This is a genomic window from Streptomyces sp. NPDC093089 (assembly GCF_044754405.1).
Lineage (GTDB): Bacteria > Actinomycetota > Actinomycetes > Streptomycetales > Streptomycetaceae > Streptomyces.
On sequence record NZ_JBIVPA010000022.1, the window covers coordinates 104,400 to 123,072 of the forward strand.

The 18,673-nt window shown below is 70.6% G+C and carries 19 protein-coding genes and 1 pseudogene; 7 read left to right on the top strand and 13 right to left on the bottom strand.

All coding sequences use genetic code 11. The annotated features are described in order from the left end of the window. Nucleotides 1-22: 22 nt before the first annotated feature. The 5 genes from ACIQFX_RS36650 to ACIQFX_RS36670 all read right to left on the bottom strand — a co-directional run bounded on the left by ACIQFX_RS36650 (nucleotide 23) and on the right by ACIQFX_RS36670 (nucleotide 5,329). Nucleotides 23-829 (bottom strand): IS5 family transposase, encoded by an 807-nt coding sequence (locus ACIQFX_RS36650; protein WP_402472337.1) that lies wholly within the window; start codon nucleotides 827-829, stop codon nucleotides 23-25. A gap of 78 nt (nucleotides 830-907) precedes the next feature. Then, nucleotides 908-1,570, bottom strand: coding sequence for a hypothetical protein (locus ACIQFX_RS36655; RefSeq protein ID WP_402472339.1), 663 nt, complete (start codon nucleotides 1,568-1,570; stop codon nucleotides 908-910). A gap of 2,120 nt (nucleotides 1,571-3,690) precedes the next feature. Beyond that, on the bottom strand, nucleotides 3,691-3,873 hold the full coding sequence (locus ACIQFX_RS36660) for a hypothetical protein (RefSeq protein ID WP_402472341.1): 183 nt from the start codon (nucleotides 3,871-3,873) through the stop codon (nucleotides 3,691-3,693). A 219-nt stretch (nucleotides 3,874-4,092) separates the two neighbouring features. Further along, nucleotides 4,093-4,344: a hypothetical protein gene (locus tag ACIQFX_RS36665; protein WP_402472343.1), complete on the bottom strand. Its 252-nt coding sequence runs from the start codon at nucleotides 4,342-4,344 to the stop codon at nucleotides 4,093-4,095. Between the two features lie 280 nt (nucleotides 4,345-4,624). Continuing rightward, nucleotides 4,625-5,329, bottom strand: coding sequence for a helix-turn-helix domain-containing protein (locus ACIQFX_RS36670; protein ID WP_402472345.1), 705 nt, complete (start codon nucleotides 5,327-5,329; stop codon nucleotides 4,625-4,627). Here ACIQFX_RS36670 and ACIQFX_RS36675 point away from each other — a divergent pair. Next, a complete protein-coding gene (locus ACIQFX_RS36675; RefSeq protein WP_402472347.1) occupies nucleotides 5,313-5,891 on the top strand; it encodes a fasciclin domain-containing protein in 579 nt (192 codons plus the stop codon). The two genes, ACIQFX_RS36670 and ACIQFX_RS36675, sit on opposite strands and share 17 nt — an antisense overlap. 138 nt (nucleotides 5,892-6,029) lie before the next feature. Next, entirely contained in the window at nucleotides 6,030-8,141 is a 2,112-nt protein-coding gene (locus ACIQFX_RS36680; protein WP_402472349.1) for an MMPL family transporter, read from the top strand. Nucleotides 8,142-8,184: 43 nt separating this feature from the next. Here the strand turns inward: ACIQFX_RS36680 and ACIQFX_RS36685 are convergent, their stop codons facing one another. From ACIQFX_RS36685 to ACIQFX_RS36715, 7 genes are all read right to left on the bottom strand, one after another. Further along, nucleotides 8,185-9,081, bottom strand: coding sequence for an oxygenase MpaB family protein (locus tag ACIQFX_RS36685; RefSeq protein ID WP_402472352.1), 897 nt, complete (start codon nucleotides 9,079-9,081; stop codon nucleotides 8,185-8,187). Nucleotides 9,082-9,137: 56 nt separating this feature from the next. Further along, nucleotides 9,138-9,533 (bottom strand): VOC family protein, encoded by a 396-nt coding sequence (locus tag ACIQFX_RS36690; protein WP_402472354.1) that lies wholly within the window; start codon nucleotides 9,531-9,533, stop codon nucleotides 9,138-9,140. Between the two features lie 196 nt (nucleotides 9,534-9,729). Continuing rightward, nucleotides 9,730-10,197, bottom strand: coding sequence for a UBP-type zinc finger domain-containing protein (locus ACIQFX_RS36695; RefSeq protein ID WP_402472355.1), 468 nt, complete (start codon nucleotides 10,195-10,197; stop codon nucleotides 9,730-9,732). Between the two features lie 84 nt (nucleotides 10,198-10,281). Continuing rightward, the gene (locus ACIQFX_RS36700; protein ID WP_402472357.1) at nucleotides 10,282-10,461 is read right to left on the bottom strand and encodes a DUF6480 family protein; all 180 of its coding nucleotides are present in this window, start codon (nucleotides 10,459-10,461) and stop codon (nucleotides 10,282-10,284) included. 84 nt (nucleotides 10,462-10,545) lie between these two features. Next, nucleotides 10,546-10,971: a DUF427 domain-containing protein gene (locus ACIQFX_RS36705; RefSeq protein WP_402472360.1), complete on the bottom strand. Its 426-nt coding sequence runs from the start codon at nucleotides 10,969-10,971 to the stop codon at nucleotides 10,546-10,548. Nucleotides 10,972-11,243: 272 nt separating this feature from the next. Continuing rightward, entirely contained in the window at nucleotides 11,244-12,095 is an 852-nt protein-coding gene (locus tag ACIQFX_RS36710) for a hypothetical protein (protein WP_402472362.1), read from the bottom strand. 263 nt (nucleotides 12,096-12,358) lie between these two features. After that, nucleotides 12,359-12,613, bottom strand: coding sequence for a DUF6479 family protein (locus tag ACIQFX_RS36715; protein WP_402472364.1), 255 nt, complete (start codon nucleotides 12,611-12,613; stop codon nucleotides 12,359-12,361). Nucleotides 12,614-12,982: 369 nt separating this feature from the next. Between ACIQFX_RS36715 and ACIQFX_RS36720 the strand changes: the two genes are divergently transcribed. The 3 genes and pseudogenes from ACIQFX_RS36720 to ACIQFX_RS36730 form a co-directional block, all read left to right on the top strand. Then, a complete protein-coding gene (locus ACIQFX_RS36720; RefSeq protein ID WP_402472366.1) occupies nucleotides 12,983-13,474 on the top strand; it encodes an RNA polymerase sigma factor in 492 nt (163 codons plus the stop codon). A 244-nt stretch (nucleotides 13,475-13,718) separates the two neighbouring features. Next, the gene (locus ACIQFX_RS36725; protein ID WP_402472369.1) at nucleotides 13,719-14,291 is read left to right on the top strand and encodes a DUF4383 domain-containing protein; all 573 of its coding nucleotides are present in this window, start codon (nucleotides 13,719-13,721) and stop codon (nucleotides 14,289-14,291) included. Between the two features lie 84 nt (nucleotides 14,292-14,375). Further along, nucleotides 14,376-14,530: pseudogene (locus ACIQFX_RS36730) on the top strand (short-chain dehydrogenase); the annotation flags it as partial. 44 nt (nucleotides 14,531-14,574) lie between these two features. Here the strand turns inward: ACIQFX_RS36730 and ACIQFX_RS36735 are convergent. After that, nucleotides 14,575-15,912 carry a glycosyltransferase gene (locus ACIQFX_RS36735; protein ID WP_402472371.1) on the bottom strand — a complete coding sequence of 446 codons (1,338 nt, stop codon included), beginning with the start codon at nucleotides 15,910-15,912 and terminating at the stop codon, nucleotides 14,575-14,577. Between the two features lie 257 nt (nucleotides 15,913-16,169). Here ACIQFX_RS36735 and ACIQFX_RS36740 point away from each other — a divergent pair, with 257 nt between their 5' ends. Then, nucleotides 16,170-18,302: a glycosyltransferase family 4 protein gene (locus ACIQFX_RS36740; RefSeq protein ID WP_402472373.1), complete on the top strand. Its 2,133-nt coding sequence runs from the start codon at nucleotides 16,170-16,172 to the stop codon at nucleotides 18,300-18,302. A 129-nt stretch (nucleotides 18,303-18,431) separates the two neighbouring features. Continuing rightward, the coding region (locus ACIQFX_RS36745) for a ferrochelatase (RefSeq protein WP_402472375.1) at nucleotides 18,432-18,673 on the top strand (242 nt) is incomplete at its 3' end.

The following is an 18,673-nucleotide window of genomic DNA, read 5'->3' on the forward strand; positions in this document are numbered from 1 at the left end:
GACAGCCCTTACTGAGCCTCTTTCATCCTGAATAGCTGCAGGTCAGGATTGTGTGGACGGCCTGGACGATGGTGCTGATGCGGCGGGTGGAGCATGGCGCTCGCCGGAGCAGGCGCCAGGACTTCAACTGGGCGAAGGCCCGTTCTCCCGGCGCTCGCAGGCGGGCGTGGTCTCGGTTGAACTGCTGGTAATGCTCGGGCTGTTCGCGGTGGTGGGAGTACGGAGTGCGGAACGTGGCGCCGGCTCCCTGGTAGGCGCGGTCGGCCAGGACGAGGATCTGCCGGGTCGGGCAGGCCTGGACGATGCCGTGAGCGCGGGCCGCGGTCAGATCATGGGTGCGGCCCGGTGTCGCGCGCGAGAACCACAGCGGCGTGCCGTCGGGCCGGGCGATGACCTGCACGTTCATGCCGTACTTGCGGTGTTTCATCGAGTAGTACGGCTCGTCCGCACCGATCCGGTCGATGGGGATCAGGGTGCCGTCGACGATGACGTGGTCGCCTTCACCGAGGCCGGTGAGGGCTTCATGAAGGCCGGGTGCCCAGCCGGCCAGGACGTCCAGGGTCTCGTCGACGTACCGCCAGGCGGTGGCCTGCGATATACCGAAACCGGCTCCGAGCTGTGAGAACGTCTCATTCTTCCGCAGGTGCACCAGCGTGAGAAGCGCCTGCTGGAAGCAGCCGAGCCTGCGCCAGCGCGTGCTGCGGGCCCGGCGGTGCTCGTACAGCAGCCAGGCGACATGCTCAACCAGCTCGTGCGGGACGTCGAGCATGGCAGGATACGGAACCACCAGGGCCCCTTCGGTCGCCGGTGTGATGAGTGAGATCACCACGCCGACGACGAGGGGCCCTGCCCTGTCACACCCCCGCCCGCCAGGCCATTTCACCCTCCAGTGCAGGATGAAAGAGGCTCAGTGCCAGCCGGTGCACCAGACGAGGTTCGTGGTGTAGCTGTACAGGCATCCGCGGGAGACGTAAGGAGGGCCGTCGTATATCGAGTCACCCCATCCTCTGTTGTTGACCACAAGACCCAGCTGGCCTTGCCACGAGGCCCCGCCGTTTGATGAGCGGTCCATGTAGGTTTTGTAGGTCTGCGACGAATCGTAGAGCCATCCCTGCTGGGTGATGTATTCGTGGTGGTCGGACCCGAGCGACGTCGCGATGTTGATCGTGCCGAAGTTCGGGACGGAGTTACAGTTCGACCAGTACGCTCCGATGACGCAGCCGGAGGCAAGCTGGGCGGTGTTGCCGTTCGCCGCCTGCGCCGAACGATTTCTCTTGCTCTCCAGCAGTCCCTTGACCTGCTTCGAACTGAGCAGCGCCTGGTCTTGTCCGCCGATGATCAACGGGTTGTCCGCGCTGCCCAGAGGCGCGTTCGGGTTGTAGGTGCGGCTCGCAGGCGTGCTGCGGCCGGCCTGCTCCCGGGCGTCGTCGTGGGCCGCCTGTGCGGGGCTGACGGCAAGGCCTGCGACCACAGCGCCGGCGGCCAGGGCGGCACCGAGGGTGGAACGTAAGGGCATCAACTGCTCCTCAACTCCTTCATTGGCGGGAATCCTGAAATGGAATTTCGCCATCCGAATTCAGGTCCTGATGGATTGCGACTCTCGGAATCCGAGCGACTGGGATCTTGTCAGGGGCGCCTCATTGTTGCAACGACATCAAACTGTCGAGGTCGCGATCTCGCCAACGCCACCACGCGGCGCGTCGCGCCGATCCGCTACGCCCGGAAAGCCCGGCGGACCGGGCTGGAGTGAGGGGCGGACGGGTCGGGGAAGGCAGTGCAAGGCCGTGCGGGGCAATGCGCAAGCCGTGGATCCTCCGCGTCGCCGGAAGGGCGGCGGCCTGCCGTCCTGCACCCCGTAGCGAAATGATCTCTGGGTGCTCATGCGTCGCCGACTGCCCCGCTGACACCACACTTGACCAGCTCATTCGTGTCGCCGACGGCGGTGGGCACGCAAAGAACGCTTCCCGTCCGCCAAGGCGAGCGCGGCCTGGGATACCACCGGGTCCGGTGGTATCCCAGGCCGGCACCGCCACATGACCTCGGCCGTGGCCGCCATGCCTGCCTCACGCTCCTGCGGGCCTGCCGGCTATGCGCCGGGAAAGCAAAAGCGGACTCTTCGGCCCCGCCCCCTGATCCTGGCCGAACTCCGATGCCTGATCGAATCCCGTATTGGTCCACACAAACAACGAGGTCGGACCCCTTCTTGTGCATACGTACGGCAGCAACGGCGTTTGCCACCGGGCTCGTTCTTCGACGCGTACACGAAAAGGGCGGACGGTTCTCGGCCTTGTCACCGGCACCCGCATGCGGCGTCGCATCCTGCGTGTGGGGACGGGCGCCATCCACCTGCATCCGTGGTCCGAGTGGCACGGCCGTTCCGGAAGACCGGGCGACCTCGCACCACAACCGGGAGACCCCCGTCCCCGGATGCTCACTGCCCCAGGCTGCTCTGCGCGATCGGGTGCGGTGGACCGTCAGGTGAATGCAGGTGCACAGCCGGAGGGGCGCCAGCACGGCGGAGACCTGGGGAAGGACCCCGTGGGAAACCTCGGAGAGTGCGTCCTCCGGACTTCCTTCGTACGAGAGGACGAGGGAGAGGAAGAGGGAGAGACCGCTTCCACGGCGCGTCAGACGGCATCGGGCGCGCGTGATTCGCGGGACGGCCGAGCAGGGGCCTGGACCACTCGGCGGACGGCCCGACCGTCGAGGGTGTATTCAAGCGCTGGAGGGCGCAGGTGCCGAGCACTCGCCTCGGCACCTGCGCGGCCGGCAGACCGAGTCAGGCAAGCACTCCCAGGGCGCTTCCAGGGGCCGCGGAGTCGGGACTCGCCGCTTCCAGGTGCCTGAGGCCGGCCCCGAAGAGGCGGTCCTCGCCGTTGAGCCTGCGATCCCCGAGAGGGCCAGGAGGCTGAGCCCGGCGAGCGCGAGCACCATCCGGTCGACCAGGGCCGAAGAGTGACGCATCAGCGTCCTTCCTGTCGCACGGCGAGATGCGGATGCTGCGCACCCGAAGTCCTGCGATACCGCCGAGTGCACCGCGCAGCAGCCGGGCCGCACTCCTGCGTGTCATGCGGGCCCGGGCGGGCGGTGCGCAGCCGAGTGGCAGCGCGCCGCGGTGGCTGCGAGCAGGAGCAGCCATCCTCCCAGCAGGGCGACAGCCATGAGCGCGCCGCGGTGTACGACGGGTCGGCCGGCGGCATCGCACAGCGAGTTCGCCACGTGCCACCAGGAAGGACCGGCCGGGCCAAGGGACGTGCCGCGCGAGAGCCGCCCACAGCAGCACCGCGCACAAGGCGGTCACGGCAACGGCCAACCAGGTGGTGGCGAGACGCCGACGGGACCAGATCCTGCGTGCCGTGATCCGCGAGGGTTCCGTCGCAGGCAACCGAGAGCCCGGGGGAGCGGCGGTGAGCTCGCGGATCCGGATGCGTGTCGCCACGGTGTCCAGGCCGGTCACATGCCGTGTGCGGTGGGTGAGATCGGCCTGAAGAGGAACCGTCCGGCCCGGATCGGCGAGTGCCGAGATCGGCAGACCCACCTCGATCATCACCGCGTCGCAGCGCCCGGTGCGAGACGTGGTGCCGCCGAGCACCCGGCCGCCGAGCCGGGTGGTCGCCTCGGCGGCTGCCTGACGGGCGATCTTGGCCGCGGCCCGACCGGCGACGGTCGGCACGCCTCTCCGGGAGCCGCTCATCGGCGGGTGCGGTCGGTGCTCAGGAGGTCGCGTGGGTCCCCGCCTTGCTCCAGGAACCTGCCGGTCGCGTAGCCGACTCCGCCAAGAGCGGAGATCAGGAGGAAGGCACCGAAGCCTCCGAACCAGCCGGCGAAGCCCAGGGCCATTCCGCACATCAGCCCGAGAGCAGCCTTGTCCATGCCCTGCCTTCCTGTCAGCGGTTTCCTTGCGGGTGAGGGTGCGCGATCACGCCACCCGCGTTCCGGCGGGTTCGGTCACCTCGGTACGTCCCGCCTCCCTGCCGGCTCCGTTCACGTGCTCGCAGCGGGTGAGCGCCCTCTCCTGATGGACGTGGTCCGCCTGGAGCTGCGCCCGGGCCGCAATCTGCCGCTCGGAGAGACGGACGAGGACAGTTGGATCTACGAGTCCGTCGCCGCGCGCACCTTGCGCACGGTCGCCGAGCGCGTGGCCGACGTACGCGCCGGCAGTTGCCGCATCACCCCGCCCGGTGGCCGTACCCCTGTCCGCGGCCCGTCACCGTCCGCATCGAGATCTCCGTTGCGTACGGACGCGACGTGCAGGCCGTTTCCGACGCGGTCCGCGACGGCCTCGGCCGTGCCGCCCGAGAACTCCTCGGTCTGGGCCGTCACCGCGCTCGACGTCACGGTCATCGACCTCCACGACCCGCCGGATCATCCTCAGGGGCCGGCAAATGAAGGACCGGCGGGCACAGACCCTCTCCCGAGCGGTGGCCGAGGCAGTCCTGACCGTCCCGTGCGTCGTGTGCCTGCGCCCCGGTCTGCGCAGCCTCCTGCGCGCCCGGGACGCCCTTCCCCCGCCGCCCACGATCCGGCGACGTCCGGCGGCGCACACAGACGGCGGCCCACAGCAACCGAAGGCGCCGGATCCGCCCGGCCGACACGGGATCGGCCCCGTCGCGGCTGACGTTCTTCACTCGCAGTACCCCGGCGCCGGCCGGACGGGCAGGCGACGCGGAGAGCGGAGGCGCACCCGCCCTTGCGGCGGCCGGCGGATGCGCGGCACGGGTGGTGTCGCATGCCGGACGCCGAACCCGGCCTGGGAACGAACCGGCACTCCAGCGCCGCTGTGAGCGCCGTGCTGGGCCAGCCCCGCAAGGAACCGCCGGTCCGCCTCCTTGCGGCCGCCCCGGGGTGTCGAGCGCCCACCCTCCCAGGAGCGAACCGTAGCCGGTGTCACACCGAACGCCGCGGCCACCTGACGGGTCGACAAACCTCGTTGCTCACGCAGCCTGCGTCGCTCGCTCGGTGCGGGCAGACCCCATGGCAACGGTGAGGACGTCGCGGCGAGGGATGAACTCCGAGGGGGAAGACCTGATGCGCTGTTGCCGTACTGGTCCGACAATCCATGTTCCGTGCTTGTGATGCGCCATCCGACCGGTTCACCCGAACGCACGCGAATCCGAGCCATGCCCCCGCATGCGCGGCCGCCGAACCGATCGGGGGAGACCACTCCTCGTGGGACCGGACGCCGGACGTATTCCATTTCGTTGTGCCGCGGCCGCATCCGGCAGGGGGTGTGGTGTGGAATGGCTCGTGAAGACAATTTCCGCCCATGGCCGTTCCCGTCACAGGGGCCGGGCCCAGGAGGACGAAGTACCATGAACACTTCGCACATCACCCGCCGCCTCGTTGCCGCCGCCGCAGTCGTCGTTCTGCCGGTTTCGCTCGGTGTCCTCGCCCCGCAAGCCCTGGCCCAGGGGACGGACGGCCCCTTCGGTCCCGGTTGCGCGTCACTCCCGCAGGAAGGCGCCGGCAGTGTCGACGGCATGGCCGACGACCCGGTCGCGACCGCCGCGTCGAACAACCCGGAGCTGTCCACGCTCGTGTCGGCCGTCAAGGCCGCCGGTCTGGTCGACACGCTGAACAACGCCAAGGACATCACCGTCTTCGCACCGACGAACGACGCCTTCGCCAAGATCCCGAAGGCGGACCTGGACAAGGTCCTCGCGGACAAGGCGGCCCTCACCAAGATCCTGACCTATCACGTGGTGGGGGAGACGGTCGACAAGAGTGACCTCGCCGACGGCTCGTTCAAGACGCTGCAGGGCGGCACGCTGACGACTCAGGGTTCAGGCGACGCCTACACGGTCAACGACACCGCGAAGATCGTCTGCGGAGACGTGCCCACCTCCAACGCCACCGTCCACATCGTCGACACGGTCCTCATGCCGAAGTGACGGAGGCCGGGCACCACAGGCGATCACGAACACAGCCGGAGGCCTCCGCGGGCCTTCGGCTTTCGGCCCCTACCTCCGTATCCCCGTTGTTCGGACATGTGCTTTCGATCCATGCGAAAGGCGTCGTGAAAAGCTCACATGAGAAGCTCATCGCGCTGGGCCCGCTGGGTGATCCCGCTCGCGCTGCTGGTGGTCTGGCTGGGCATCGGCGGCACGCTCGGCCCGTACGCCGGCAAGCTGGGCGAGGTCGCCACCAACGACCAGGCGGCCTTCCTGCCCCGCAGCGCCGAGTCCACCCAGGTCCTCGAAGCCCGTAGGGCGTTCGAGCGGTCGGAGTCGCTACCCGCGATCGTCGTGTGGACCGGAGAGGACGGGCAGGTGACGGCTGCCCAGCGCGAGGCCGCCGCCCGCGCGATGTCCGGTCTGGCCGGCCGTACGGGGATCGAGGGCGCCCCCTCGCCGGTGCTCCCCTCCGAGGACGGCCAGGCACTCCAGGCCGTCGTCCCCCTGGCCCCCGATCTGGGGGAGGAGCTACCGGTCGTCCTCGACGACGTCCGCCAGGCCGCTCGGTCGGTGCCCGACGCGCGGGTCGAGATCGCCGGACCGGCCGCCGGCCGGGCGGATCTCTCCGACGCCTTCGCCGGGATCGACGGAATCCTCCTGGGCGTGGCGCTGGGCGCCGTCCTGTTGATCCTGCTGCTGGTCTACCGCAGCGTCCTGCTTCCCCTCGTGATCATCATCAGCGCCGTCTTCGCCCTCGGTCTCGCGTGCGCCGTGGTCTACGCGCTGGCCGACCGCGACGTCGTGCGGGTCGACGGCCAGGTCCAGGGCATCCTCTCGATCCTGGTCATCGGCGCCGCGACCGACTACGCCCTGCTGCTCGCCGCCCGCTACCGCGAGGAACTCGCTGCCCGCGGCGATCGCGCGGAAGCGGCCGTATCGGCGGTGCGCCGGTCCGCCGGAGCCATCGTCGCCAGTGCGGCCACCGTGGCCCTCGGGCTGATCGCCCTCCTCGCCAGTGATCTCACGAACAACAGGGCGCTCGGCCCGGTGGGTGCCATCGGCATCGTCTGCGCGGTGCTGAGCACACTGACGTTCCTTCCCGCCGTTCTCGTGCTGCTGGGGCGCGCCGCCTACTGGCCTGCCACCCCCAAGCCCTCGGACGCGACGGCGGAAGGTCATCGTGTGTGGCGCCGCGTCGCCGCACACATCGACCGCTCGCCCCGGCGGGTGTGGGTCTCCACTGCCCTCGTGCTCCTCGTGCTCGCCGCCTTCGCGCCGGGCCTGTCCTCCAAGGGCGTGCCGCTCGACGAGATCTTCGTGAACGACGCTCCGTCCGTGAGCGCGCAGAAGACCCTCGGGCGTCACTTCCCCGGGGGATCGGGGAACCCCACGGTGATCATCGCCGACGCCGCCCAGGCGGAGGAGGTGACGCGGGCGGCGGTGGACACCGAAGGCGTCGCGTCCGCGGCACCCGTCACCGAGGCGGGGCGCCCGGGGACCGGCGCGCCGCTCGTCGTCGACGGCCGCGTCCGCATCGACGCGACACTCGCGGCGGCCGCCGACAGCGACGCGGCCAAGGAGACCGTGCGGCGGCTGCGCGACCGGGTGCACGCCGTTTCCGGTGCCGACGCCCTCGTCGGCGGCTACACGGCTCAGCAGTACGACACCCAGCGGACCTCGGAGCGGGACCGGGCCGTCATCGTGCCCGTCGTCCTCGGCATCATCCTCCTCATCCTGGCCCTGCTGCTGCGCTCGTTGCTCGTACCCCTGCTGCTGGTGGCCACCGTGGCCCTCAACTTCTTCGCCACGCTGGGCGTATCGGCCCTCGTGTTCGAGAACCTGCTCGGTTTCAGCGGCACCGACGCGTCCGTTCCCTTGTACGGGTTCGTCTTCCTGGTCGCCCTCGGCGTCGACTACAACATCTTCCTGATGTCACGTGTGCGCGAGGAATCGCTCACCCACGGCACGCGGCAGGGAGTCCTGCGCGGACTCACCACGACCGGCGGCGTCATCACCTCGGCCGGGGTGGTGCTCGCGGCCACTTTCGCGGCGTTGACGGTCATTCCGCTGGCCTTCCTGGTTCAGATCGCGTTCATCGTCGCCTTCGGAGTCCTCCTCGACACCCTGGTCGTCCGCTCCCTGCTGGTACCCGCGCTGGTCATCGACATCGGTCCCCGCGCTTGGTGGCCCAGCGCCCTGGCACGCGCCACCCCTGCCGACGCGCCACCGCCCGCGCACACCACCTGACGAGTGCCGCCGTCACCCGAGGCGCACGCCGACCGAGCCCGGGTCACCGCGAGGTCGACGCGGGCCGGGCTTCCTCGCGTGGCAGGTCCGGTGTCGCCCAGCGGATGGCAGCGGTGAGCGTCCGGCCTCCTCCCCGAGCCGTCGGCAGCAGGAGGCGTGTGGTCAAGGGCGGTTCGAGCGAGATCCTGGCCCAAGGCGGCAGCAGCTCGACCGCCGCGGCGGCGAGAAAGGCATAGGGAAGCAGTGCGATCTTGGGCAACGCAGGACTCGCCAGGAGGTAGCGGGCTGTCGCGCGGGACTCCCGGGTGGACCGCAGCTCGGCGCGGTAGCCGGCGAGGCACGTCATGAGCTCGGCCCGTGATTCCGGCGGCCGCTCCACACCCAGCCGCCGGGCGACACGCGCCATGTCGGCCACGTAGCCGTCCTCTCCCGCGGGATCCAGCGGGCACTCCCCGTAGCGTTGGTGGGCCTTGAGGAAGCAGTAGGCCTCGGCCGCGTGCACCCAGGCGAGCAGGTGAGGATCGGACGCGCGGTACGCCACGCCGTCCGGCGTGGTGCCGGCGACACTCTCGTGCACGTGCCGCACCCTCAGCACCGCGCGCTCGGCGTCCTCCGCCGTACCGAACGTGGTCACCGCGAGGAACGTGCTGGTGCGCTGCAACCGGCCCCACGGGTCCCCTTGGAATCCGGAGTGGGCCGCGACGGCGGCCATGGCCACGGGGTGGAGCGACTGGAGCAGCAGCGCGGACAGGCCGCCCACGTACATCGACGCATCGGAGTGCACCACCCGCACCGGACGGTCCGGGCCGAACCAGCGAGGCCCGGAGGCGCCGTGGATACGGGCCCGCTTCTCGTGCGCGGAAGGCCCCGCGACCCGGTGCAGCAACGCCTCACCGGCCCGCTCGCGCAGCCTCGGGACGACACGCGATGGCAGGAGCACACCTCCAGTATGTGCCGGAGAGGCCGGGCCGCTCACGCCCCGGTCCGGGGAGCGGGTCACCGCGTCCGGCCCGGCGCGTAGGACCCGAAGGTCCATTCACGTCCTTCGGGATCGAGGACGCGGGCGCGCCGCGCGCCCCAGGTCGTTTCCTGAGGCGCGCGCACGGTGGCGGCGCCCGCCTCGACCGCACGCCGGTAGAAGGCGTCGGGATCCTCCACGCAGAGGTAGGCACCGGCACCCGTGGAGACCCCGTGCAGGCTGGGGATCTCGTACGCGGCGTCACTGGAGGCGACCATGACCACGGCGTCGCCGCAGCGAAGTTCACTGTGGATCACCGAGCCGTCGGAGCCGTCCTGCCGTGCGACGACCTGAAAGCCGACCCTGCCGAGCCAGTCCAGAGCCGCCGCGTCGGAACAGCTGAGGTAGACGTGGAGGGAAACCTTGTGATTCATCCTGATCCATCTCGCTCACCTGTGTCAGTGCGTTCCGGGACCCGGGACCCGGGACCCGGGACCCGGGACCCGGGACAGGGGACAACGCTGCTCCACCGAGGCCGCGGGTGCCCGTGACACCCGGCCGGGGGGCGCGGTACGGGTCTTCGTGCGTGACATACGTGCTCGTGCCCGTCCATCGGTCAGGGGCGTAGCCTCAGCTGCCCTCGCCTCCGAGCTTCGTCGTGGTTGCGGGGGACGCCGGTATCAGGAAGAGCTCGTCGGCGTAGCACCACGCCCAGGATTCCTCGACCGCGACCGCGAGGGGATGCCCCGTGCGGGACGCGTGCCGATAGGCGTGGGCGCCGGGGGAGCTGTCGCAGCAGCCGTTGTGTCCGCACCGCAGGCAGACGCGGAGGTGTACCCAGTCGTCGCGGCCTGCGGCCAGACATTCGGCGCAGCCGGTGACGGCCAGCCGTACCGGGGACGGATCCTCGCCATCGAGGTGCCGGCACGGCAGGGGGTGCGCCCGTCCTCCGTCGGGAGCCACGCGCCAGCCTTCCGGGGGCACCAGGACCGAGCCGGGCTGGTTCGCGTGGCCGCTCGTGTGCGCCGACGCGCCGCGGCCGGTGTCGGGCCCCGCGCCCCGGGGTGCCGCGCCGCCGTTCTCCGATGTCGTCGTCATGGCCCGCCTCGATGTGGTCGTCTTCTCGCTGATTCGGGTGCGGAGCGACGTGCGGATGCACGGCTGCGGGCGGGAGGGCGTGGCTCACAAGCCGGCCATCCGGGCGATGAAGAAGGCCGCCACCAGCAGGGCGCCCAGCACGATGGCGGCGAGCAGGACTCGGGGGTGTTCCCACAAGCCGCCGTCAGGGCGTTCCTGGTGCGCCTCTGCCGTGGATCCTTCGGCGGGCGGTGTTTCGCCGGGGGGGATGTGGGGTGTGGACATGGTGTTCTCCCAAGGTCCGGATCTTGTTCTCGTCGAGCTCCCCGCACGGGTTCGGAGAGCTGAAGGCCTTGCGCACGCGCGGACTCACCAGCCGGCGCTGCCCGGGAGCCCTTTGAAGGGGCCGGTTATCTCCCCGGTGATCCACCCTCCGTAGAAGTCGCCAGGCTGCGGCAGCACCCGCTCCCCGTCGACGGTGCAGCTGTCGACGCACCCGGGATAGAACGCCACGTGGCCGGCGAGCGCGGCATACGCGGGTTCGGGCTCCTCGTAACTCCAGGCCACGTCCTCGACCGTCATCCCGGGAACCTCCAAGGTCCAGTAGGAAGCCACGCCCTTCCACTCGCAGCGCGTGACCCTGGTCGACCGGATCAGCAGGTCCGTGCGCACGTCCCCCGGGGGCACGTAGAAGACCGGCGGGTGACTCGTCTCCAGAACGCGTAGGCACCGGCCGGAGTCGGCGAGGACGACACCGCCGTGGCGCACGACGATCCGGCGCGCGTCAGGAACCACACAGGGCGGTCTGGGGTAATCCCAGACCGATTCGGTCAGCCGGGGCTGTCGCTGAACCTGACTCATCGCGATCACCCTCTTCCCTAGCATTTCCTCGGCGGCAGACACTGCGGATGCAGCAATCCCGGACAAGTACTCCTGGGCCGGCCAACTGGGCCGTCCCGGTGCACGGACGGCGCCGAGGACGGCCCGGACGGCACGAGGAGCCGGGCCGCACGGCCGCCGGCTGGGAACGACGCCGTGATCCCCGTGCCCCAGGAGGCCTGCGAGCGCTACTCGCCGACCTGTCGGCCCCGGCGGGTCGCATCCGCGGACGGCCCGGGGGCCGAAGTGCTCGTCGGCCGGATGTGACGTCCGGATCTGGCACGGCCTGGACCTGGCACGGCCTGGACCTGGCACAGGGGAGAGGACTGTGGAGCTGAACGGCGCGCGTCCTCGTGGCCGTCAACCACCTGGCCCCGGCCGCGTTCTTCCGCGCCGCACTCGGTGTCCTGGAGCCCGGTTCCGTGACCGCCGCCGTCACCGGCGTGGTGGCGGAGCGTCCGCAGCCCGGGATGGCCGACTACAGCGCCTTCAAAGTCGAACGACGGGCCCGGTGACGCCCGCTCCGTCGACGCCGCCCCGTCGCGACGCGGTCTTCCGCGGCCACGGGGCGGGGAGGAGCCGGTCAGCTCTTGGTCACGGTGCAGTTGGTAGGCGGCGGTTCCGGAGCCGCTGTACGCCTCCAGGTCGAGGTAGTAGGTGCCCGTGCCGGATCCGGTTCTGGTGAAGGAGAGGGACTCGTCGGTGCCGGCTCCGTCGTTGACGGAGCGGGTCAGGATGCTGCCGTCGTTGACCGCGCTGAGCGTCCACGTCGTGCAGGAGTTGACCCCGGTCAGCCCGGTGACGGCGTCGCACTCGGGAGTCTTGCTTCCCGACGTCGGCGACGAGCCGGCCAGGACGACCACGTCGAGGGTTCCCGTACCACCCCTGATGTCGTCGACGGCGCGTGTCATCGAGGCGGGGACGATGCCGCCGGCGCCGTTCATGGTGAAGGCGGGGCCGTTCCACGACGCACGGGTGACGTCGGCCGTGTTGCCGAGCCGGATCCTGTCGGCCGCCGCGTGTGCAGGCTGATGCGCCATCAGTGCTGTCGCGATCGCGGCGAGTCCGACCGCAGCCGAGGTGAACCTGAGTGAACGGAGTGCATCTGCGCTCCAAGGGACGGGGGCGCTCACCGAAGACTGCGCACAGCCGATGAGCCACGCGGTCCGGTCTCTCATGTTTCAGAATGCGGAACTACAGGCCGTTAATGTATCGCCCGTTACGGATTCTGAACAGTCTTCGGAGCCGGTGCTACGGGGAAGGACGGCCTGTCGCCGTGCAGTGGGCGCGGAGAGAGTCGGCGTCAGTCGTGTCCGGGGGGCACTTGCTCGGTTCGTGCCCGTAGCTGGTACGGCCGGAGCCGTTGCTTCTGGTTGCTCCGGGGGACTTGCAGGGTGCGGCGGAACTCGAAGGCGGCTCCCGGCATGCGGTCGGTGATCGGGCGGCGTGGTTGTTCGTGGGGGAGGGGCGGCGGCGTCTCTGTCGCGTGGAGGTGCGCTCCGAGGACGAAGCCGGCGATCAGCACCGCAACGACGATCAAGCCGATGAGGGTGTGCAAGAGAACCTCCGGTGGGGGAATCGGACGCTTGACACCTCTACGAGGCCATCGCCTCCCGCGGATGCCTTAATTCCGTTTATCACCCGATTGCCGCCATGGGGACGGCTCGACGGCCAGGTCGTCACCGCGGACACGGTGCCCGGTCGGCCCGCGCGGGATGGCGACCGGTGGGCCCCTGTGTTCCGCTGGGCGCGTGGGCACCTCTCTGCTGCGGCCTCGTCCCGAGGGACCCGTTACGGCCGCCAGCATCGCGACCCCGTCCCTTTCCCCGGATGTGTCCGGAGACGACTGGTGTCCGAGAGACCGCCCCTGTCCCCTTGCGTCCACTGCCCGGACGGGAACGGCGCCGCACCGCCCCACGGCGACATCGTGCGCGAGAGCTTCGAGTCCGTCTACACCGACTGGTACCCCCGTGTTCTGCGGTGGGCCCGGCGCCGTTGCATCGATCTCCATGACGCCGAGGACGTCGCGCAGCAGGTTTTCGCCGAGGTGTGGACGCACTCCGGCCGGTACTGTCCGCTCCGTGGCGGCCTGGGCCCGTGGCTGTACGGCATCACCGCGCACAAGGCCGCCGACGCTTCGGGTGCGCTGGTACGCCGTCATGAGGGCTTGCGCCGTCTGAGCCGAGGGCCGGCGCCGGAGAGTGCCGACTCGTGCGCGCGTGCGGTCGACCGCCTGGGCCTCGTTGGTCACATGGCCTGCCTGCCTCCCGAACGCCGCGAGATCCTCTTCCTCGCCTACTACGTGGGACTCACCCAGCCCGAAATCGCGCAATGCCTCGGTCTGCCCCTCGGTACGGTCAAGAGCCACACCAGGAGGGGCCTGCGATCACTCGCCTGTCTCGTCGCCGAACTGCCGTGACATCCACCCGATGTGGGCCGAATCTCTCCCCCCCCGCAGCATGGCGCTGGACCGGGCGGTAGATGCGGAGGGTGTAGGAGCATCACCTCCGCCGGGGGTCGACCGATCGAAGGACTCTGCATCCGAGAACCGATCCTGTCCGAAGTATGGAGAAAGTCTCGTAAATGAGGCTTCTAGCGATGTTCATCCGCTTCGGGCTCTGGGATCGGGCGGAGCCGAGCGGCGGACGACCCGGGGAGCGACTGTGCGATTGAAGGATGAACTGCCCGTGGATCACCATCTCGCCACCGTGTACCGCGTGGGCGCGGCGCTGTGCGGGTGCATCTTGCTCGTGTTCGGCTGTCTGGGTTTCGCGGACGCGCTCAGCTCGTTCGACACCTCCGGCGACCGCATCGCGGGGATGACCACGAACACCGCCCTGAGCGTCATCTCGGTGGTGGTGGGGCTCGCCCTGCTGGCCGGTGCCCTCGCGGGCGGAAACGTCGCCTCCACCGTGAACGTGGTGGTGGGCGGATCGTTCCTGATCAGCGGCTTCTATCACCTGTTCGTACTCGACAGGCCGGCGAACTTCCTGGACTTCGGCATGACCAACGTGATGTTCAGCTTCGTCATGGGACTGCTCATCCTGACCTTCGGGATGTACGGACGGGTGTCCAGCAAACTGCCCCACGACAACCCCTACTGGCGCCGTCGGCACCCCCGTCAGGCTGCCGCGGAATCGCTCGCGAAGCGCCGCGCCGCCGGTGGAGCGGTACTGCCCCGGACCGACCGCACCACACCGCAGGGACTCCCCAGGGGCGCCGACCCCGGAGTCTGACCGCTGACGAAAGCCGACGTCACTGACGAAGCGGGGATGCACGGGGCCGCCGCGGGGGCGAGCCGGACGCTCGTCCCGCCGTAGGTCGTCATCGCCAACGCCGGGGTCGCGGAGGCGGTCCCTTCGAGTCCTCCGACCCCGACCTCTGGCGGCGCGTCGTGGGGGTCAACCTCGTGGGCGGCGCGGTCACCGCGCGTGCCTTCCCGCCCGGGCTGTTCGCCACCCGGGGCTGTCTCCTTTGAACGAGCGGAAGGCCCCCGGTCCCTCGCCACCGGCGCCTCCCTCATGTGCTGGTCCGGACGCCGTCGTCGTACGACATCACGCCCATGAGCCTGCTCGCCATCCAGTCAGGGCCGCGCTGTCCGACCCGGTGAGACCACCGTCGGAGACCCGGGGGAGTTTCGTCGAGGAGGCGGCGAAGGGCCGACCCCGCCGTCCTGGCGTCCAGTCGCGACGGGTCGACGCATCGGGCGATCCCGGCCCGCTCGGCGTCGTGGGCGATGGAGAACTGATCGCTGGAGAAGGGCAGGACGAGCGCCGGCGTCCCGGAGGCCAGAGCCTCCGTGAAGGAGTTGTTCCCGCCGTGGTGGACGATCGCGTCGACCTTCCCCAGGAGCCAGCGCTGAGGGACCGATTCGTCGATGTGGACATCGGGTCCCGCCAGGTGCGACAGGGCTGCCGCACGGTCGCCCGCGGCCACGATCGCGGCCGCGTCGGGGACGTGGCTCCGTAGCCCCCGCAGCAGGAGCGCGAGCACGTCGTCACGGGCGGAGAGGAACGTACCGAGGGCCATCAGCACCACACGCCGCCGAGTCTCCTTCAGCCGTCGCAACACGTCCTCCCACTCCTTGCCCGGCCCGGACTCGTGGGCGGGCACGCAGTGTCCTCCGTGGACGAAGGCCGTGCCGTTCTCCGGACGCCCGGGCAACCACGGAAAGTCCGGGTAGTTGAACAGCACCGCGTGCGGTGAGGCCAGGGCGAAGGCCCGCCCAGGAGGCCGGACGGCCGGAGCATGGCGGCGCGCCACCTCCGCGAAGCGCCGGGTGAATGCCGCGTCGACGGCGCGTGCCGCCTGGCGTAGTTCGTCGAGACCGTCGTCCGCGGGGCGGACCGCCTCCGGCCACGCGTAGGGCACACCGAAGAGCCCCTCCTCGGAAGCGGGTACGTAGGTGGGATGGCCGGGGCAGAAACTGGCATAGCGCAGCCCCAGGCAGTGCAGGGCCAAGGTGACCGGATAGCTCAGCTGGTCGACCAGGTACCAGTCCGGTGCCAGACGGGCGTCGAGGGCGCGGATCCGCGCCAGTGTTCCCTCCGGGTCCGGCAGCATGTCCAGCCCGCGGTGGCGGCATTGCGTGAGGAGTGCGGAGACCGCTCCGCGCCGGGTGGAATCGAGGAACTCGTCGAGGCGGTCGCGTTCCCCGACCGCCTGACGGGTACTCCGCGCCACCCCGGTGTTCGCGTTCCGCGTGACGGTGAGGGGGACGAACGCCACGTCCGCGCGTTGCGCGAACCCCTCGAAGTCCGGACCGGACGCGAAGAAGACGTCGGCGCCTGTGCGGGCGAGAGCCCCGGCCAGCACGGAGAGCGGCTGGGCGTGCGAGACGAACGGAGGACTGATCACGACCACGCGTGGACCGCGACCTCTGGGGGGTGATGGCTCCATGGGGATGCTTTCGCCTCCCGACGCGGCGTCGGATGCACCGGCGTCGCCATCGGGCCTGTGACCCGCCCCGTGATCCGGTCCGGCATCATCCCGCGATCCACCCCGCAGCCCGGCCTCCGTGATCACGAACATCCCTGCCGCGCCCGGGCGATGCATCCGAGACTCCGGTCGGTGGCGAAGAACTCCGGTCCGATCGTTGTCGACGAGGAGCTGCGATGAAACACTCTCGCCCTGTTACGGCTCACGCGGGACACCGACCGCGGCGCTCCCCGCGTACCCTGCCCGAGCCCTTCCTGGCCGCGCGGGCCGGGCACTGGGGAAGGTCCGTAGAAGGCTCTCCGGGCTGGTCGAGCGCCCCGAACCTCCTGGCGGAGCTCGTACGGGCCGAGTACCACCGGGACGGACCGGCACACGGCCCCTCGACGCTCGCCTCACCCCAGGACCTGTCCCTGGCCGCGCTGAGGAGGCGGCTGCGGCTGGGGAAGGTCCCCACACCGGAAGAGTGCGCCCGGCTCCTCGAAGCCTGTCGACACACCCGGGCCGCGGTCTTCGACGCCTGGCCTGACGTGATCCGGCTCCACGGGCCGATGAGGTCGCAGACCGCGCTGCGCACCGCCCTCCGGGCCGGTCGCGCACCCGAGGCGGTCCCGCAGATGCTGGACCTCGCCGCCGCGGCCGGTCTGCGGCCCCTCACCCGGACCGAGCTCGTCGCGGCGGCGTCGGGGACCGCCCCGGCGTCGGGTTCGGCTCCGGACCCGGCGCCCGCATCCGTACGTCGGGTGCGGCACGCCGCCTGGCGTCTCCTCGCCGCGATGGGCGAGCGCTCGGGGATACCGGACGTCCACGACGCCGCGGACGCGTACGAGAGGGCACTCCTGACCGCGCTGGGAGAGGGGCCCCCGCTCGGCCCGGACACGGCCGACCTGCGGCCGGGCCTCTTCGTCGCCCAGTCCATGCTGATGGGACACCTCGACCGCCCGGGCCAAGGGATGAGCGGTGGACTCGGCGTCCTTCTCGGTTCCCTCGGGGACGCCCTCGCGGAGACCGAGGACGTCGGCGGCGTACTGACGGTCGTGACGGCCGACGTCACCGCGTTGGAAGCCGACCCGCTTCTCCTGCGCCGGCGGGGTCGGAGGCACTGGGTTCTCAGGATCCCCGTGGACAGCGATCACCAGATCCGCCCCGAGGAGACGGGATCGCACCGGGAGGCGATGGCGTGGTGGGCGACCGTCCTTCTCACCTCGCTGCGCAGGCCGGTCGACGTCCTGCACGTCCGCTACGCCGACGACGGCTCGCTCGCCCTCGCCGAAGCCGCGCGCAGGGCCGGGACACGCCTGGTGTTCACCGCCACGCCGGACCCCCATCGCCAGATGACCGAGCGGTACGACGTTCCCGCCGCCGACCCGCACGCCCTCCGTGACGATCTGCACCGCGTCTTCCTCGCCGACCGGCTGGTGGAGCGGGCGGACCGCGTCGTGGGAATCGCAGGACGGGACGGGGGAGCCACGGAACTCGTGCGGTACTTCCCCCAGCTGGTGGACCGGTACGCCGGAGGTGCTCCGAGCGCTCCGCCGGAGGGCATCCCGCCGTACTCGCCGCCCGCGCACGGAGCCCGGCGGCGTGGCGTGCTCCTCCGGACGATCGACGCCGCCGTCGAGCCGGACCCGGCGACCGGGTGTGCCGCCTCCTCGGTGCTGCTCAGCGTGGGCCGGCTCCACCCGGTGAAGCAGCAGGACCTCCTGGTCCGGTCATGGATCGCTTCGGGGTGCCACCGGCATGCCGTCCTGGTGCTCGTCGGGGGCAGCCCGCACTCCCGCGATCCCGTCGAACGCATGATGCGCGCACGCATCGAAGAGGCGCTGCGGGCTTCCCCCGAAGCGCGGCGGCGTCTGCTGCTCCTTCCGGCCCTCCCCAACGCGGAGGTCCGCATGCTCGAACGAGCCCTCGCCGACCCCACGAGGCGGGTCACCGCGCGATACGTGTGCCCCAGCGTCAAGGAGGAATTCGGCCTCGCCCTCCTCGAAGCCATGGAAGCCGGGCTGCTCGTGGCGGGTCCCGTGCGGGGCGGCGTGCCGCACTACGTGGCCGACGGCCGCAACGGCCTGCTCATCGACACCTCCACCTCGCGGACGCTCGGAGAGGGACTCACCCGTCTGCTCGCGGTCGACGACGAACAGGCGACGGTGATGGCCGCACGCGCCCGAAGCCTCGTCAGGTCCACCTACTCGTCCACCGCCATGGCCCGCGCACTGGCCGAGCACTACGCGGCGGTGACCGCGCTCCACGATGCCGGAGCCGACGGGACGCGCCGCTCGGACGACCCCGCCCCACCCGTGATCGTGTCCTGAGACAAGGAGGCCACGCCGATGCAGGCGCGAGAAGCACCCGATGGGGTCTCGTGGCGGTGCATCCGGAAGCGTGGCGCGCAGAGAAGATCACCCAAAGCCTGACGCCCAGTTCACCGGAGTCGTTGAACCATGTCCGATCAGCACGATCCCGCCCCGTACGACGCCCTGCTGCTGTTCTCCTTCGGTGGCCCCGAGGGTCCGGACGACGTGGTCCCGTTCCTGGAGAACGTGACGCGCGGCCGCGGCATCCCGAAGGAACGGCTCAGGGAAGTGGGGCAGCACTACTTCCTCTTCGGCGGCGTCTCCCCGATCAACGACCAGAACCGCGCGCTCCTGGACGCGCTGCGGACGGACTTCGCGGAGGCCGGCCT

What these genes read in the sequence shown, in the direction of transcription:
- ACIQFX_RS36655 (WP_402472339.1), bottom strand. Translation starts at nt 1,570, where the DNA reads ATGGCGAAATTCCATTTCAGGATTCCCGCCAATGAAGGAGTTGAGGAG.
- ACIQFX_RS36660 (WP_402472341.1), bottom strand. Translation starts at nt 3,873, where the DNA reads ATGGACAAGGCTGCTCTCGGGCTGATGTGCGGAATGGCCCTGGGCTTC.
- ACIQFX_RS36665 (WP_402472343.1), bottom strand. Translation starts at nt 4,344, where the DNA reads ATGACCGTGACGTCGAGCGCGGTGACGGCCCAGACCGAGGAGTTCTCG.
- ACIQFX_RS36675 (WP_402472347.1), top strand. Translation starts at nt 5,313, where the DNA reads ATGAACACTTCGCACATCACCCGCCGCCTCGTTGCCGCCGCCGCAGTC.
- ACIQFX_RS36670 (WP_402472345.1), bottom strand. Translation starts at nt 5,329, where the DNA reads ATGTGCGAAGTGTTCATGGTACTTCGTCCTCCTGGGCCCGGCCCCTGT.
- ACIQFX_RS36680 (WP_402472349.1), top strand. Translation starts at nt 6,030, where the DNA reads ATGAGAAGCTCATCGCGCTGGGCCCGCTGGGTGATCCCGCTCGCGCTG.
- ACIQFX_RS36690 (WP_402472354.1), bottom strand. Translation starts at nt 9,533, where the DNA reads ATGAATCACAAGGTTTCCCTCCACGTCTACCTCAGCTGTTCCGACGCG.
- ACIQFX_RS36695 (WP_402472355.1), bottom strand. Translation starts at nt 10,197, where the DNA reads ATGACGACGACATCGGAGAACGGCGGCGCGGCACCCCGGGGCGCGGGG.
- ACIQFX_RS36700 (WP_402472357.1), bottom strand. Translation starts at nt 10,461, where the DNA reads ATGTCCACACCCCACATCCCCCCCGGCGAAACACCGCCCGCCGAAGGA.
- ACIQFX_RS36710 (WP_402472362.1), bottom strand. Translation starts at nt 12,095, where the DNA reads ATGGCGCATCAGCCTGCACACGCGGCGGCCGACAGGATCCGGCTCGGC.
- ACIQFX_RS36740 (WP_402472373.1), top strand. Translation starts at nt 16,170, where the DNA reads ATGAAACACTCTCGCCCTGTTACGGCTCACGCGGGACACCGACCGCGG.